The following is a 15039-nucleotide window of genomic DNA, read 5'->3' on the forward strand; positions in this document are numbered from 1 at the left end:
CCTCGGGAAGCCGTCATGGCGATCAGGACATCTGCCGCTGCGCTCGCAGCAGCGCTCTTGCTCGGGCTGCTGCTCGCGCAGCCGCGGCCTTCGGCCATCGTTGGTCGCTTCGTATCTCCCGCCAGCGCCGAGCCGGCCGCGCTCACGAGCGGGCAATCGGCGGCGCTCAACGCCTACGATAATGCCGTGAAGGACTTCGTCTCGATCCTGCGCCAGCGGCGGGCGCAGATCGATTCCCGTCAGCCGCTGCCCGATCTGCCGGGCCAGGCGCTCTATCTTGCCCGTGTCGGGATGATGAGCGCCTACAAGGATCTCACCGATGCGCTTCCGTCCAGGATCGGAAGACCCAATAGATTCGGAATCCCTCCGGCCTATTTCGACGCCGACAATGAGCCGCTGCTCGATGAGTACAGGAAGCTGTTCGACGTGATGGAGGCGCCGCCCGCCAGTGCGCAGAGCTCCGAGACGCCGTTCAAGGACGTGGTCGACCTCGCGACGGTGATCGCGCGCGCCAGGGGGCTGGATGCCGCTGACGCCGCGACTGCCGGCCGGATCAGCCTTGGCCTGTTCTTCGCCGAGACCAACGGCAAGCAGAATGCCGGAAATGCGCGGTCGAACACCTACAAAGGCAGCCTGCAGACCGGTCCGTCCGAAGATCGCAACGGTCGAAAGAAGTGGGCCGCAATCAAGCAATCGATCGCGGCCCTCGATCCTGCGCTGGACCGCCGCGACGACATGGAAGAAGCGCGAGCCGGCAATCTCGATCACCGGTTCAATCACTGGACCGCGGTGCGCGATGCGCTCATGAACGAGCACGCGGATATTTTCCCGCAGGTTCCCGCGATCGCAAAAGCCCTGCCCGATCCGATCGATCAGATGAAGCTCTTCGAGCTCATCCAGATCATTCCCAGCCCGACCAGGGCGGCGCTGAAGTCGGGCAATCTCGTCAACTACAGGATCTCCGAGCCCAGGATCATGGGATATCTCCGCAACAACAGCATCTTCGCCTTCGGTCGGGCCGACAGGGCAAGGACATCCGCAAGCTTCCGCGAAATCCTCGACGCAATGTGGCTCTTCAGCCCCAAGTTCGAACAGGCGCTCACCAAATTTAACGAGATCAAGGCCGGCAAGCCGGGCTGAACCGGGGGAAGTGGATCGCCCGGCCGTCAGAGTGGACCGAGCAGGGCCCATCGCGGCTCGCAGAATTCCTTCACCGCGGACACGACGCTGCTGCCGATCGCGTTGCGCCGCTCGGGCGAGTCCATCTTGAGTTCTTCGTCGCGGTTGATGATCGAGCCGGCTTCCAGCAGGACGGCCGGCATCGCGGTCTTTCGCAGCACGATCAGCTCATCATAGCTGTAGACGCCCGTGTCCTTGTTCAGCAGCGGGTGCTGGTTGCTCCCCATGATGGGCAGGCTGTATTGCGCGGCATATTGCAGCCCCTGCGCCTTCATTTCCTTCGCGATCAGTTCGGCAAACCGGAGGCTCGCCCCGAAGTCCGGATTCTCGCGGGAGACGAACACAGAGTAACCGCTGAAGCGGTCGCTGAAGTGGCGTTTCTTGCCCTCGAATTCCCAGTCCTCGAGCATCTTGTTGGGCACGGAATCATGATGGATCGACAGCAGGAGGTCCGCGTGCAGGTGGTTGGCAGCGGCGACCCGCCTGAACAGGCTGGGTCGTGCTTTGCCTTCGGTCAGAAGCAGCTTGGTTGCGGCAAAGCCTTCAGCCTTCAGCTTCTCCTCGATCAGCCGCGCAAGGCGCAAATTGAAGGCGAACTCGGCGACATTGCGCGCGCTGATCGCGCCTTCCGATTCCGCGGTATGTCCGACATCGAGCACGATCCGCAGTGTCGCGGGATCGCATTTGGCTGCGGCCGGCTTGGCAACGGTAGGCGGCAGCGCGACCGGCCCAAGGGCGGCAAGCCGTGTGGCGCGTGGCTTTGATGGCGCGTGGTGCCTTGCCAATCTGGCAGGCTTCGCCGATTTCGCGCGCTTTGCCGCTTTGGGATGCTTCGGTGAGCTCTTGAAGAGATCAGGCAGCCAACCGGCATCGCTCACGTCGATCGGCAGCAGCGCGAACACCGCGATCGCGACGACAAGCAAGCGACGAGGCCGAAGCCTCGCGACGATGCCACCAAGCACGCGAATCGATTCGCAGCGCCTCATGCTCCGCCCCTCCGGGCCCCCAGCATAACGGCTCTGACATCGATACCGGAAGAGGCAGGTCGCGTCCATCCCCTGTCAATCGCGGCAACGCCGTTGCCTTGTTCGCCCTTGCCTTGGAGCAAGGGCGTTCAGCGCGGGGAGCGCGGTTCCGTCGCGCCGGCGACCTGATTACACCGGCTTCGGATCGAGCGTGATCGCCCACAACTCGGCGTCGACCCGGTCGCGCAGGCTCACCGTCATCTGGCCGCTCTTGCCGTCGATCTTGACGTGGCCGAAGAACTGCATGCCGGCCGACGGCGGCAGGTTCTGGTTGGCCTCGCCTGGCGCCTTGACGAACTTCACCTCGGGGCCAAACGTGTTGTCGAGCTCGTTCGGACCGAACGTGCCGGCATGCAGCGGGCCTGAGACGAATTCCCAGAACGGATCGAACTCCTGGAACTGGGCCTTGTTCGGGTTGTAGTAATGCGCAGCCGCGTAGTGCACGTCGGCGGTCAGCCACACCGTGTTGACGATGCCGGCGGTCTTGATGAAGCGCAGGATGTCGACGATCTCGAGCTCGCGGCCGCGCGCCGGTCCGTCGCCCTGCGCGAAGGCTTCCGAGCCCTTCTTGTTGGTCGCGTCGTCATAGACGATCAGCGACAGCGGCATGTCGGAGGCGATCACCTTCCAGGTGGCGCGTGAGTTGAGCAGTGCACGCTTCAGCCAGGCCATCTGGTCCGGCCCGATGAAATAGGCGTCGGGGCCGTAAGTCTCCTGTAGGTTCGGACCGTTCGGGCCGCGATAGCTGCGCTCGTCGAGCATGAAGACGTCGAGATGCGGGCCGTAGCTCAGCGTGCGATAGACGCGGCCCGGCTCGACGATGCTCTCGCGCATCGGATACATCTCGTGGAAGGCTTTGGCCGCGCGCGCGGCGAGCACGTTGATGTCGCGCTCCTTGTAGGCGGCCGGCAGCTGCTTCGACAGCGACCAGTTGTTGGTCACCTCGTGGTCGTCCCACTGCACGAAGATCGGCACCTCGGCATTGAAGGCGCGCAGGTTACTGTCGAGGAAATTGTATTTGTGCGCGGCGCGGTATTCGTCGAGCGTCTCGGCGACCTTGGCCTTCTCCGGGATCGTGATGTTCTTCCAGATCTTGCCGTCGGGCTGCTTCTGCTCGGCGGTGATGACACCGTCGGCATAGATGGTGTCGCCGGAATGCAGGAAGAAATCCGGGGCGTGCTTCTTCATCGCGGCAAAGGTGATCATGCCGCCGTCGTCGGGATTGATGCCCCAGCCCTGGCCGGCGACATCGCCGCCCCACACGAAGGAGACGTCGCGGCGGTCGCTCGGCGCGGTGCGGAAGCGGCCGACCACGGGCTCGCCGACGATGTCGATATGGGCGAGGTCGCGGAAGCGGACGCGATAGAAGATGTCCTGGCCCGAGGGCAGGTTCTCCAGCAGCATCTTGGCGGTGAAGTCGCTCTCCGGCAGCGCCGTGATCGGCGGCAGCGTATGGGCGTCCTTGAACGATTCTGACGTCGCGACCTCGACCATCATCTGCGACGGCCGGTCCGCACGCGCCCACACCACGCCGCCGTCGACGCCGACATCGCCGGACTGCACGCCATGGGTGATCACCGGGCGATCGGCCGCGCGCGACAGATAAGGCATCGCGACCACGCCGGCGCCGGCCGCAGCCGCCGTGGAAAGAAAGCGTCGGCGGGTGAGGTTTCGCGAAAACCGGATCGTCATGGGGAGCCTCCTTAAGGTCACAGCGACAATGCGCCGCGGGCCGGGACAGACCTAGAAAAATTCCATGACGGTGAGATTACAGGGGGATGGAGAGCGGATCGTCAGAGAGGCCGCGCCCTTCGTAAGGTGAGCACGCACGTTAGGCTCCCTCCCCCTTGTGGGGGAGAGTTGGGGAGAGGGGTAAGCCCCGGGCGGTGACGCCAGAGACGAAATGACACTCGCGCAATCGCGGCGACGTTCTCGGGATCAAGCTTGAACGGAGCAAGCGGCACCCCCCTCCCTGACCCTCCCCCACAAGGGGGGAGGGAACGGAGAGAGTTCGTTCGCCGATGGCGAAGCTGTGCAAGTATGGAGACCTACGCCGTGCCCGCCGCCCTGAACTGGCTCGCAGTCCGCTGCAAGTTCTGCGGCATGCTGAGCAGCAGCGCCTTGCGGTCGGCGACGGCGTTGTGGAACTGCTCCAGCGCGATGTTGAAGGCGGTCAGCGTGCCTTCCTCGATCGCGCCGTGCTCGAAGCAGTCGAGCGTGTGGCGCAGGATGTCGTCGGCTTCCGCCTGCAGCTGGTCGAGCTCATCGGTCGAATCGCTTTGCCGGGCGGTCTTCAGCATCTCCAGCAGGCGTTCGCGTTGCGAGGTGTTGGTGTTGCGCTCGTCCTGCTTGAGATAGCCGGCGAACCACGCGCCGGCCGAGCCCATCGCGGAGAACGCCATCAGGCTCCACCAGATGTAGTCGCTGTAGCGGTCGAGGAAGGTCTTTTCCTCGCCGTCGACGAAGGCGGCCGCGCCCGGATGCACCGGGATGGTGGCGTCCTTGTCGGTGTCGGGCGTCTCGATCTTGGCGGCGAGCGGAAAATCGTTCTTGAGCGATTGCCGGATCGCGAACAATTGCCGGGTGAAGGCCGCGACGGTCGCGTCCGATAGGCCCTTTCGCGCGACGATGTGGTGCGAGAAGCTGATCGTCTTCACCTCATCCTCGGGCCGGTCGGCCGAGCCGAGCGAGCCGGCGGGGATTTCCGCGGCCTCATAGGCCGGATGGTTCTGCGCGATCGCCTCGGAGGCGTCGATCGCCAGGAAGGTGGGTTCGCCGCCGTCCTTGGTCGATGCCGTGATCGCATCGATCGTGATCTTGCTGTTGGCCGGGCCGACGGCGAGATAGGCATCGGCCTTCAGGTTCTTGATGGCGTCGATCGCTTCATTGGCCGGGAATTGCACGATCTCGACCTTCATCGGATCGACGCCGTATTGCGTCAGGATCAGCTTCAGCAGATTGACGTTGGCCGGGGTGCGGCCGACGACGCCGATCTTGCGGCCGGCAAGCTGCGCGATCTTGGTGATCTTTGCGGCCTTGCGGCCCTTGCCCTTGGCCGCGGGCGGCACCCACATCACCACGACGTTCTTGCGCAGGGTTGCGACCGCCTGCGCATTCTTCGGCACTTCGAGGTCGCCGCGGATGATGGCGAGATCGGCCTTGCCGTCGGCCAGCGTCTGCGCGCTGGCGCTGGCGCCGTCGGTCTGCACCGGTCTGAGTTTGACCTGGGTGTGCTGCTGGTTGTTGAAGGCCTGCGCCAGCGCCTGCACGACCTTGAGGTCATCGCTGCTCGCGGGGCCGACCGCGATCCGCAGCGTCACCGGACGCACCGCGAAATAGTAACCGGCGATCAGGGCGCCGACGATGGCGAGCGCGCCCGCGATCAAAACGAACATCAGCCGTCGCTTTGCAGAGCGCAACGGCTTGGGCGATATGCTGGCGGAGCCGTCTGTCATCGATCTCGCAAACAATCGTCGGGGCTCAATCTCGCAAAATTGCCAACGCGCACATATCAGGCATTTGTAGCAAATTCCTGGAGCCACAGATGTTACATCTGCGTCATGGTTACCAGCGGCGATAGGACGCTATTTCGGCCTTATTTTCGGCATGGATCCCATCCTTGAGGCCGGCGGTTAGACTAGGGTGGGTGCCAAACGGGAGGGTTATCATGGTCGAGAGGCTGTCAGCGGAAGCAAGGAAGGCCGCGCTTTGGGAACTGGCCGGCTGGTCCGAGCTGGCCGGGCGCGAGGCGATCGCAAAGACCTTCGTGTTCAAGGACTTCAACGAGGCCTTCGGCTTCATGGCACGCGCCGCCCTGATTGCCGAGAAGAGCGACCATCACCCCGAATGGAAGAACGTCTACAAGACGGTCGAGGTCGTGCTGGCGACCCACGACGTCGGCGGGGTGACCAAGCGCGATATCGACCTCGCCAAGGCCATGAATGCGATCGCAAGGCAGCTCGGGGTCAACTGACCCGGCCGCGCGCAACCTTGCGCCGGTTGGCCGACATCCCCAGATTCGCAGCGTCCGCCGCCGATTCGGCGCGCGGCACCGAGGGAACCTGGCGATGCCATCGACCGACACCGGCGTGGGATTTGGGCCTGCCGACCGGCTGGCGCAGGACCCCGAAAGCGTGCGCCGTCGCTTCTGGATCAAGTTCAAGAAGGTCGTGGCGCGGCTGCCCTTCGCCGAGGATCTGCTGGCTGCGTATTACTGCGCCTTCGACCGCCAGACGCCGCGCCATGTGCAGGCGGCGCTGCTCGGCGCGATCGCCTATTTCATCCTGCCGTTCGACTTCATTCCGGACATGCTGCCCGTGCTCGGCTTCACCGACGATGCCGCGGTGCTCGCAACCGCGATCCGCATGGTGGCCAGCCACATCACGTCCGAGCACCGCGAAGCCGCGCGCGCCGCGCTGAAGCGCGGAGTGCCTGCCGAAGAGTAGCCCGGCTCTCGCTGCGCTCCATCCGGGCTACAAATCACTCGACCCGTCATCCTGAGGTGCGAGCTCTTGCGAGCCTCGAAGGATGCACGGCCACCAGCCGGGCCGTCGACCCTTCGAGACGCGCGCGAGAGCGCGCTCCTCAGGGTGACGGTGATTGCAAGGCGCGCGGTTAACCGCTTCCTCAGCTGCCCGGATGCAGGATCACCTTGCCCATCGCCTTGCGGCCGGCGAGCACCTTCAAGGCTTCCGCGGTCTGCGACAGCGGGAAGGTGCGGTCGACATGCGAGGAGATCTTGCCTTCCGCGGTCCACTGCACGAGCTTCTCGAGGTTCTTGCGGTTCTTCTCCGGATTCTGCCGCGCCCACGCGCCCCAGAACACGCCGCGGATGTCGCAGCCCTTCAAGAGCGCGAGGTTGAGCGGGATCTTCGGAATGTCGCCGGCGGCAAAGCCGATCACCAGGAAGCGGCCTTCCCACGCGGTCGAGCGCAGCGCGGCCTCGGCGTAAGAGCCGCCGACCGGATCGAACACGATGTCGGCGCCCTTGCCGTCAGTCAGCTTGCGCAGGCCCTCCTTGAGATCTTCCTTGGCGTAGTTCAGCGTCAGCTCGGCGCCGTGCTGCTTGGCGAATGCGAGCTTCTCGTCGGACGATGCGCAGGCGATCACCTTCAGGCCCATCAGCTTGCCGAGCTCGCACGCGGCAAGGCCGGTGCCGCCAGCGGCGCCCAGCACCGCGAGCGTCTCGCCCGGCTTCGGGCTCGCGCGATCCTCTAGCGCGTGCAGCGCGGTGCCGTAGATGATGATGATGCCGGCGGCGCGATCGTAATCGAGATTGTCGGGAATCTTCACGATCGTATTCGCCGGCAGCGCGATCTTGTCGCGCGCGCCGTTGTGGCCGCATGACGCAACGACGCGGTCGCCGACCTTGAGATCAGTGACGCCGGCGCCGATGCTCTCGATCACGCCGGCGACTTCGGCGGCCGGCGAGAACGGGAACGGCGGCTTGATCTGGTACTTGCCCTGGATCATCAGGATGTCGAAGAAATTCAGCGCCGCCGCCTTGATCGCGATCACGGCTTCGCCCGGGCCGGCCACCGGATCGGGCACGTCAGCCAGCACGAGATCGTCGGGTTGACAGTATTGCGAGCAGAGGATGGCTTTCATGGACACACCTGAGTATCGGACGCAAAAAGAGCTGCAGGATCTTGGACTACAAGCTTCATGCCGGATTTGCGGCGGAGCGACAATACAGTGCGGAGGGATCAAACTATGTTTGAAAAAGGCCTGCTAGCGAAAAAGCGCATCCTGATCACCGGCGGCGGCTCCGGCCTTGGCGCGGCGATGGGAGGGCGCTTCGCCGAGCTCGGTGCCGAACTGATCATCTGCGGCCGGCGCGAGGGGCTGCTGGAGGAAACCGCAGCAAAATTCCGCAGCGAGCTCGGCGCCAAGGTGTCGATCGCGCGCTGCGATATCCGCGACGGCGCGGCGGTCGAGGCGATGATGGATCAGGTCTGGCAGGAGGCGCCGATCGACGTACTCGTCAACAATGCTGCCGCAACCTTTATTGCGCAGAGCGAACATTTGTCATTCCGTGCGGCGGACGCGATCCTCGCACCGACGCTGCATGGCACGATGTACTGCACGCTCGCCGCCGGCCGCCGCTGGATCGAAGGCAAGCACAAGGGCGTGGTGCTCTCGATCCTCTCGACCTCGACCATCACCGGTCGCGCCTTCACGGTGCCGTCGTCGATGGCCAAGACTGCCGTGCTGGCGATGACCAAGAGTCTTGCCGTCGAATGGGGTCCGAAGGGCATCCGCACCGTCGCGATCGCGCCCGGCGCGTTCCCGACGCCAGGTGCGACCGGACAGTTGCGCCCCGAGGCGCGCGGCGAGACCTGGTCGCATCGCAATCCGCTCGGCCGCGCCGGCGAACATTCGGAGCTGGCCAATCTGGCGACCTTCCTGATCTCGGATCAGGCCGGCTACATCAACGGCGAGATGGTGGTGCAGGACGGCGGCTCGCATTTGCGCAGTTCCGGCGCCGAGGACCTGCTGCAATGGACCGATGCGCAATGGGAGAGCCAGCGCGCGGCGCGCACCAAGGCAAGGGCTGATCGTCGATAACAAGCACTGAGCTGGAATCGACGCGCGCGCGGCTGTGGCCGGCGCGCGCGTCCGGGCCTAACTGCCTTCCCAAAAAAGCGTTTCCCGGTTATCCATCCGAGCCGGCGGAGGGGGAATCGCCGGGCCATCTTGCAGTCACAATGATGGGGGAACCAATTGGCCGTGCGGCAGATTCTGACATCACTGGTGGCTTGTGTCCTGTGCGGGATCATCTCCCTCGCGGCGGTGCAGGCTGCGCCCAAGAAGGATGCGGCCAAGGAAGCAGCAAAGCCGGCGCCTTCGGCCGCCGCGGCTGCGGCCGGCGGTGCGGAGCCGACGCTGATCGGCCAATTCGGGACCTGGGGCGCCTACACCGCATCGCCCAACGGCAAGAAGGTGTGCTTTGCGCTCGCCAAGCCGTCGTCGTCGAAGACCAACCCGCCGAACCGGCCGCGCGACCCGGCCTACGCCTTCATCTCGACCCGTCCGGCCGAGAAGGTCGTCAACGAAGTCTCGATCATGATCGGCTACACCGTGAAGCCGGGTTCGGAATCGACGCTCCAGGTCGGCGGCGGAACCTATGCGATGTACACGCAGGGCGACGGCCTCTGGATCAAGAATGCGGCCGAGGAGGAGCGGATGGTGGAAGCCATGCGCAAATCGGCCGATCTGACGGTAAAAGCCGTCTCGGCGAAGGGCACCGAGACGATCGACAGCTTCTCGCTGAAGGGTCTGGCACAGGCGCTCGACCGGCTTGGGCAGGATTGCCGGCGTTAGAGCATGGTCCGGAAAAGTGTGGAGCGGTTTTCCGAAGAGACCATGCTCCAATAAAGACCGGCTCAAAGACGTAAAATTGAGGTATTTGGCGGCTTTCCAGCACCGGCTGGAAGGCCTATTTGAGGTTTCATGACCGACACCGTGACCACCCATGCCGTGTCCGGCGCCAGCGCGCTGGTCGAAAAGGTTCCGCTCGAGACCTATGTGCCGCCGGCCAAGCCGTCGCTGATCGGGCTGTCGCGCGCCGAGATATCAGATCGCCTCGGCGAGATCGGGGTGCAGCCCGCGCAGCGCAAGATGCGCACCCAGCAGCTCTGGAACTGGATGTATTTTCGCGGCGCCAAGAGCTTTGCCGAGATGACCAACGTCTCGAAGGACATGCGCGCCGAACTCGAGAAGCATTTTACCGTCGACCGCCCCGAGGTGGTCGCCGAGCAGATCTCCAATGACGGCACGCGCAAATGGCTGCTGCGGTTGCCGAGCGGCGACAAGGTCGAGCGGGCGCACGAGGTTGAGTGCGTCTACATCCCCGAGACCGATCGCGGCACGCTGTGCGTTTCCTCGCAGGTCGGCTGCACGCTGAACTGCTCCTTCTGTCACACCGGCACGCAGCGGCTAGTGCGCAACCTGACCGCCGGCGAGATCGTCGGCCAGGTAATGGTGGCGCGCGACCGGCTCAACGACTGGGCCGACCGCGAGGACGGCACCCGCCGCGTCACCAACATCGTGATGATGGGGATGGGCGAGCCGCTCTACAATTTCGATGCGGTGCGCGACGCTCTTTTGATCGTCGGCGACAATGAAGGCATCGGCATCTCCCGCCGCCGCATCACGCTCTCGACCTCGGGCGTGGTGCCGAACATCAAGCGCACCGGTGACGAGATCGGCGTGATGCTCGCGATCTCGCTGCATGCGGTGCGCGACGAGCTGCGCAACGAGCTGGTGCCGCTGAACCGCAAATATCCGATCAAGGAATTGCTGCAGGCCTGCCGCGATTATCCCGGCGCCTCCAACGCGCGGCGCATCACCTTCGAATATGTGATGCTCAAGGGCGTCAACGATTCGCTCGATGACGCCAAGCTGCTGGTCAAGCTGCTCAAGGGCATTCCGGCCAAGATCAATCTGATCCCGTTCAATCCGTGGCCGGGCACCGCCTACGAATGCTCGGACTGGGAGCAGATCGAAAAATTCTCCGAATATATCTTCAACGCCGGCTATTCCTCGCCGGTGCGCACGCCGCGCGGCCGCGACATCCTCGCCGCCTGCGGCCAGCTCAAGTCGGAGACCGAAAAGCTCTCCGCCCGCGAGCGCCAGGCGCTGCGCGCGATGGCGATGACGGATTGACTAGATGGCCTTGATCGGCCGCCTCTTCGTCGTCGCCTTCGGCTTCCTGATGGCCTGCTTCGTGGCCGGGATCATCGTGGTCGTCGCGGTGCTGTATCCCGAGATCAGCGATTTCGGCGGCCAGATCGACCAGAGCGCTGTTAACGTCGTGCTCGGCTTCGGCTTCATCTTCATATCCGGCTTTGCATTGTTGCCCGCGCTGATCGTGGTGCTGATCACCGAGGCGTTCTTCATCAGGAGCGTCTTGGCCTACGCCGTCGGCGGCGCGATCGTCGGCGCGGCCTGCTATCTCGGCCTGGTTCCGTTCGATCCCGACATGATGCAATTCCACGGCATCGTGCGCCGGCACATGGAGATCATGACCGGCGCCGGCATCGTCGCGGGCCTGGTCTACTGGCTGATCGCCGGCCGCACCGCCGGCGCCTGGCGCGAGCCGGCGCGACCGTTGCCGCCGCCTCCGCCGTTGCCGTCGCAATCACCGCGGCCGTGAGGCTCGTCATTGCGAGGAGCGAAGCGACGAAGCAATCCATTCCTTCGTCATGCGGCGCGATGGATTGCTTCGCTCCGCTCGCAATGACGGGTGGGGGTTTTCATGCTCATCCGCCTCAGCTAAACCGCGCGCCATGAACCGGACCGGACTTTTCATCGCGCTGGCGCTCGCGCTCATCATCGGCATCCTGTTCGGGCTCTACCCCGAGCTCGACCTGAAGCTCGCGGCCTTGTTCTACGATGCCGCGGAAAAAACCTTCCCCATGAAGCTCGACGCGGTGGCGTCGTTCGCCCGCGATGCGGCGATGTGGATCGCTTGGGCGCTGGTGCTGCCGGCGCTCGTGACCATCGTCTGGAAATTCATCCGCCCGGACCGCCCGATGCTGATGTCCGGCCGCGCCGCGGTGTTCCTGCTGACCACGATGCTGCTGTCCGCCGGCGTCCTCACCAACCTCACCTTCAAGAACTATTGGGGCCGGCCGCGACCGGTGTTCGTGACGCAGTTCGGCGGCGACCTGCAATTCATGCCGTGGTGGGACCCGCGCGGCGGCTGTCCGCGCAACTGCTCGTTCTTCTCCGGCGAGGGCGCCACCGCGTTCTGGACCTATGCGCCGGCGGCGCTGACGCCGCCCGCCTGGCGGCCGCTGGCCTTTGCCGGGGCGACCGTGTTCGGCATCGTCACCAGCGGGCTTCGCATGGCGTTCGGCGGCCATTTCTTCACCGACGTCGCGATTGCCGGCCTGGTGTCGTTCTTCACCGTCTGGCTGTTCTATGCGCTGATCTACCGCTGGGCCGCGACCCGGCTGACCGACGCCCAGGTCGATGCCACGCTGACGCGGCTGGCGATGCCGGGCTACCGGTGGATGCAGCGCTGGCGCCGGGGCGGCAAGGCCGAGCCTGGTGGCACGGAAGCCTGATTAAAGGCGTGCCCAGGCTCCGGAAATTTGATATTCGCCCAGCATAATCATCCCGATTTCGACCGATTGGACCGTCCCATGAGTACGATTCTGAAAAGCCTGCCCACCGGCGAGAAAGTCGGCATCGCGTTCTCGGGCGGGCTCGACACCTCAGCGGCGCTGCTCTGGATGAAGCTGAAGGGCGCCAAGGTCTTCGCCTATACCGCCAATCTCGGTCAGCCCGACGAGGCCGACTACGACGCGATCCCGCGCAAGGCGATGGGTTTCGGCGCCGAGAAGGCCCGCCTGGTCGATTGCCGCACCCAGCTGGTGCATGAGGGCATCGCCGCGATCCAGTCCGGCGCGTTCCACATCTCGACCGGCGGCATCACCTATTTCAACACCACGCCGCTCGGCCGCGCGGTGACCGGCACGATGCTGGTCGCGGCGATGCAGGAGGACGGCGTCAACATCTGGGGCGACGGTTCGACCTACAAGGGCAACGACATCGAGCGCTTCTACCGCTACGGCCTGCTCACCAACCCGAGCCTGCGCATTTACAAGCCCTGGCTCGACCAGCAGTTCATCGACGAGCTCGGCGGCCGCGCCGAGATGTCGGCGTTCATGACCGCGCAGGGTTTTGCCTACAAGATGAGCGCGGAGAAGGCGTATTCGACCGACAGCAATCTGCTCGGCGCGACCCATGAGGCCAAGGATCTCGAGAGCCTTGCGAGCGGCATCACCATCGTCAACCCGATCATGGGCGTGCCGTTCTGGCGCGCCGATTGCGACGTCAAGCCCGAGAAGGTCGTGGTGCGCTTCGAGGAGGGCCAGCCGGTCGCGCTGAACGGCAAGACGTTCGCCGATCCGGTCGCGCTGTTCCTGGAGGCCAATGCGATCGGCGGCCGCCACGGCCTTGGCATGAGCGACCAGATCGAGAACCGCATCATCGAGGCCAAGAGCCGCGGCATCTACGAGGCGCCGGGCATGGCGCTCTTGCACATCGCCTATGAGCGCCTCGTCACCGGCATTCACAACGAGGATACGATCGAGCAGTACCGCATCAGCGGCATGCGGCTCGGCCGTCTGCTGTATCAGGGCCGCTGGTTCGATTCGCAGGCCTTGATGCTGCGCGAGACCGCGCAGCGCTGGGTGGCGCGGGCCGTCACCGGCGAGGTGACGCTCGAGCTGCGCCGCGGCAACGACTACTCCATATCAAACACCGAGAGCCCGAACCTGACCTATGCGCCGGAGCGGCTCAGCATGGAGAAGGTCGAGGACGCCGCCTTCACGCCGGCCGACCGCATCGGCCAGCTGACGATGCGCAACCTCGACATATCAGACACCCGTGCCAAGCTCGGCCTCTACAACAAGACCGGCCTGCTCTCGGGCGGCGAAGGCTCGCAGATCTTCCAGCTCGAGAACGACAAGGACTGAGGCGGCGCTCCATCACCGTCATCCCCGCGCAAAGGCTTCGGCTTTGTCGCTGGAGGTGCGAGCGGAGCGAGCCTCGAAGGATGCACGGCCACGCTGGCGGCCGTCGATCCTTCGAGACGCGCTACGCGCTCCTCAGGATGACGGAACTATGAGCGCGGCGACACCGTTCACTTCAACCTGAGCGCATCGAGCAGCGAGCGAAACGCGCGCGCGTAATCGGTGCCGGTCTTGCCGATGTCCGGCCCCGCAGAGACCGCGACCGCGGCTTCCGTTACCGCGCCGAGCAGCAGCCGCGCCAGCGGCTCGACCGGCTGCTTCGCGATCACGCCGGCATCCATCGCCGCCGTCAGCGCGCGCGGAAATTTGCCGCCGAAATGCTTGGCGTCGATCTCGCGCCAGCGTTCCCAGCCGAGCACGGCGGGGCCATCGCGCAAGATGATCTGGCCGGTAGGGCCCTTCGAGCACGCCGCGAAATAGCCCTGCGTGCCCGCCGCCATCGCCGCGAGCGGATCGTTCTCGGCGCGCGAGATGCGGTCGAGATCGGCGACGAGGTCGATCGACACCTGCTCGAACACCGCCTCGAACACCGCCTCTTTCGTCGCGAAGTGATGATAGACCGCGCCCTTGGCGACGCGCGCGCCGGCGGCGATGTCATCCATCGTCGCCGCCGCAAAGCCGCGTTCGCCAAAGATGCGCCGCGCCGCCTTGACGATGGCAGCTCTGGTCTTCTCGCGTCGTTCGGCCTGGGTTGCCATCGCTTCGCTCTTGTTTGAGCATGATCTCAACGCAAACGCTGCGCGCTTGTCGCCGGAAAACCGCTTCGCACTTTTCCGGATCACGCTGTCTAGCCCAGGTTCCAGATCGGCGCCAGTTGACTTACCGACTACCAGTCGATAAATACCGACTATCAGTCGGTAAATGGAGATTGCCCGATGCCCTCGCTCACGACGCTGCAAGCCTTCGCCGACACGGTCGAATCCAACGACCATGTCGGCGCGATCAGGAAGTTCTATACGGCCGATGCACGGACCCAGGAAAACGACGGCGAATGGCGCGTCGGCCGCGAGGCGCTGGCGGCGCGCGAGGCGGCGGTGCTGGCCGCGGTCTCGGGTGTGAAGACCACGCGGCTCGGGCCGCTGCTGCTCGACGGCGACCACTCGGCGATCTGCTGGCGGTTCGAGTTCACCGGCAAGGACGGCAAGGTCCGCAGCATGGAGGAGGTCGCCTGGCAGACCTGGCGCGGCGAGGAACTGATCGAGGAGCGCTTCTTCTACGACCCGCAGCAGATGGCGCGGTGAGAGCTCGCATTGGAGACAGGCTCCATCCTCGCTACGCAGCTCCAACCT

Annotated in this window: 15 protein-coding genes; 10 read left to right on the plus strand and 5 right to left on the minus strand. The window is 64.9% G+C overall.

The genetic code is table 11. The features are described 5' to 3' along the window. The first annotated feature begins 15 nt into the window (after positions 1 to 15). The gene (locus XH92_RS01640) at positions 16 to 1140 is read left to right on the plus strand and encodes a hypothetical protein (RefSeq protein ID WP_194457678.1); all 1125 of its coding nucleotides are present in this window, start codon (positions 16 to 18) and stop codon (positions 1138 to 1140) included. Between the two features lie 26 nt (positions 1141 to 1166). Here XH92_RS01640 and XH92_RS01645 read toward each other — a convergent pair whose 3' ends face one another. The 3 genes from XH92_RS01645 to XH92_RS01655 form a co-directional block, all read right to left on the minus strand. Beyond that, complete coding sequence (locus XH92_RS01645; protein ID WP_246788172.1) at positions 1167 to 2165, minus strand: N-acetylmuramoyl-L-alanine amidase; 999 nt, start codon at positions 2163 to 2165, stop codon at positions 1167 to 1169. A gap of 168 nt (positions 2166 to 2333) precedes the next feature. Further along, a complete protein-coding gene (locus XH92_RS01650; protein ID WP_194457679.1) occupies positions 2334 to 3896 on the minus strand; it encodes an alkaline phosphatase in 1563 nt (520 codons plus the stop codon). Between the two features lie 356 nt (positions 3897 to 4252). Then, a complete protein-coding gene (locus tag XH92_RS01655; protein ID WP_194457680.1) occupies positions 4253 to 5599 on the minus strand; it encodes a TAXI family TRAP transporter solute-binding subunit in 1347 nt (448 codons plus the stop codon). 272 nt (positions 5600 to 5871) lie between these two features. On the opposite strand from XH92_RS01655, the gene XH92_RS01660 reads away from it, so the two are divergent. Together XH92_RS01660 and XH92_RS01665 are read left to right on the plus strand one after the other, a co-directional pair. Further along, positions 5872 to 6177: a 4a-hydroxytetrahydrobiopterin dehydratase gene (locus tag XH92_RS01660; protein WP_194457681.1), complete on the plus strand. Its 306-nt coding sequence runs from the start codon at positions 5872 to 5874 to the stop codon at positions 6175 to 6177. 94 nt (positions 6178 to 6271) lie between these two features. Beyond that, positions 6272 to 6649, plus strand: a complete 378-nt coding sequence (locus XH92_RS01665; RefSeq protein WP_194457682.1) for a YkvA family protein — start codon at positions 6272 to 6274, stop codon at positions 6647 to 6649. A 181-nt stretch (positions 6650 to 6830) separates the two neighbouring features. On the opposite strand, the gene XH92_RS01670 is transcribed toward XH92_RS01665, so the two are convergent. Beyond that, positions 6831 to 7811, minus strand: coding sequence for an NADPH:quinone oxidoreductase family protein (locus XH92_RS01670; protein WP_194457683.1), 981 nt, complete (start codon positions 7809 to 7811; stop codon positions 6831 to 6833). 105 nt (positions 7812 to 7916) lie between these two features. On the opposite strand from XH92_RS01670, the gene XH92_RS01675 reads away from it, so the two are divergent. The 6 genes from XH92_RS01675 to argG all read left to right on the plus strand — a co-directional run bounded on the left by XH92_RS01675 (position 7917) and on the right by argG (position 13693). Next, on the plus strand, positions 7917 to 8771 hold the full coding sequence (locus XH92_RS01675; RefSeq protein ID WP_194457684.1) for an SDR family oxidoreductase: 855 nt from the start codon (positions 7917 to 7919) through the stop codon (positions 8769 to 8771). A 171-nt stretch (positions 8772 to 8942) separates the two neighbouring features. Continuing rightward, on the plus strand, positions 8943 to 9527 hold the full coding sequence (locus XH92_RS01680; RefSeq protein ID WP_371818119.1) for an invasion associated locus B family protein: 585 nt from the start codon (positions 8943 to 8945) through the stop codon (positions 9525 to 9527). 129 nt (positions 9528 to 9656) lie between these two features. After that, positions 9657 to 10871 carry a 23S rRNA (adenine(2503)-C(2))-methyltransferase RlmN gene (gene rlmN, locus XH92_RS01685; protein WP_194457686.1) on the plus strand — a complete coding sequence of 405 codons (1215 nt, stop codon included), beginning with the start codon at positions 9657 to 9659 and terminating at the stop codon, positions 10869 to 10871. 4 nt (positions 10872 to 10875) lie between these two features. Further along, positions 10876 to 11361, plus strand: a complete 486-nt coding sequence (locus XH92_RS01690) for a hypothetical protein (protein WP_038387260.1) — start codon at positions 10876 to 10878, stop codon at positions 11359 to 11361. A 133-nt stretch (positions 11362 to 11494) separates the two neighbouring features. Beyond that, positions 11495 to 12277 carry a phosphatase PAP2 family protein gene (locus tag XH92_RS01695; RefSeq protein ID WP_194457687.1) on the plus strand — a complete coding sequence of 261 codons (783 nt, stop codon included), beginning with the start codon at positions 11495 to 11497 and terminating at the stop codon, positions 12275 to 12277. Positions 12278 to 12355: 78 nt separating this feature from the next. Then, positions 12356 to 13693 carry an argininosuccinate synthase gene (gene argG, locus XH92_RS01700; RefSeq protein ID WP_194457688.1) on the plus strand — a complete coding sequence of 446 codons (1338 nt, stop codon included), beginning with the start codon at positions 12356 to 12358 and terminating at the stop codon, positions 13691 to 13693. A gap of 167 nt (positions 13694 to 13860) precedes the next feature. On the opposite strand, the gene XH92_RS01705 is transcribed toward argG, so the two are convergent. Then, positions 13861 to 14448 (minus strand): TetR/AcrR family transcriptional regulator, encoded by a 588-nt coding sequence (locus XH92_RS01705; protein ID WP_194457689.1) that lies wholly within the window; start codon positions 14446 to 14448, stop codon positions 13861 to 13863. Positions 14449 to 14625: 177 nt separating this feature from the next. Between XH92_RS01705 and XH92_RS01710 the strand changes: the two genes are divergently transcribed. Continuing rightward, entirely contained in the window at positions 14626 to 14991 is a 366-nt protein-coding gene (locus XH92_RS01710; protein ID WP_194457690.1) for a nuclear transport factor 2 family protein, read from the plus strand. Positions 14992 to 15039 lie beyond the last annotated feature (48 nt).

Origin of the sequence: Bradyrhizobium sp. CCBAU 53421 (genome assembly GCF_015291625.1) — a bacterium.
In the GTDB taxonomy this organism is placed as follows: Bacteria; Pseudomonadota; Alphaproteobacteria; order Rhizobiales; family Xanthobacteraceae; genus Bradyrhizobium.

Bases quoted from the DNA above. Each gene is read 5' to 3' on its own strand.
- XH92_RS01665 (WP_194457682.1), top strand. From the start codon at position 6,272: ATGCCATCGACCGACACCGGCGTGGGATTTGGGCCTGCCGACCGGCTG.
- rlmN (WP_194457686.1), top strand. From the start codon at position 9,657: ATGACCGACACCGTGACCACCCATGCCGTGTCCGGCGCCAGCGCGCTG.
- XH92_RS01705 (WP_194457689.1), bottom strand. From the start codon at position 14,448: ATGGCAACCCAGGCCGAACGACGCGAGAAGACCAGAGCTGCCATCGTC.
- argG (WP_194457688.1), top strand. From the start codon at position 12,356: ATGAGTACGATTCTGAAAAGCCTGCCCACCGGCGAGAAAGTCGGCATC.
- XH92_RS01640 (WP_194457678.1), top strand. From the start codon at position 16: ATGGCGATCAGGACATCTGCCGCTGCGCTCGCAGCAGCGCTCTTGCTC.
- XH92_RS01650 (WP_194457679.1), bottom strand. From the start codon at position 3,896: ATGACGATCCGGTTTTCGCGAAACCTCACCCGCCGACGCTTTCTTTCC.
- XH92_RS01660 (WP_194457681.1), top strand. From the start codon at position 5,872: ATGGTCGAGAGGCTGTCAGCGGAAGCAAGGAAGGCCGCGCTTTGGGAA.
- XH92_RS01695 (WP_194457687.1), top strand. From the start codon at position 11,495: ATGAACCGGACCGGACTTTTCATCGCGCTGGCGCTCGCGCTCATCATC.
- XH92_RS01645 (WP_246788172.1), bottom strand. From the start codon at position 2,165: ATGAGGCGCTGCGAATCGATTCGCGTGCTTGGTGGCATCGTCGCGAGG.
- XH92_RS01710 (WP_194457690.1), top strand. From the start codon at position 14,626: ATGCCCTCGCTCACGACGCTGCAAGCCTTCGCCGACACGGTCGAATCC.
- XH92_RS01655 (WP_194457680.1), bottom strand. From the start codon at position 5,599: ATGTTCGTTTTGATCGCGGGCGCGCTCGCCATCGTCGGCGCCCTGATC.
- XH92_RS01675 (WP_194457684.1), top strand. From the start codon at position 7,917: ATGTTTGAAAAAGGCCTGCTAGCGAAAAAGCGCATCCTGATCACCGGC.
- XH92_RS01670 (WP_194457683.1), bottom strand. From the start codon at position 7,811: ATGAAAGCCATCCTCTGCTCGCAATACTGTCAACCCGACGATCTCGTG.
- XH92_RS01690 (WP_038387260.1), top strand. From the start codon at position 10,876: ATGGCCTTGATCGGCCGCCTCTTCGTCGTCGCCTTCGGCTTCCTGATG.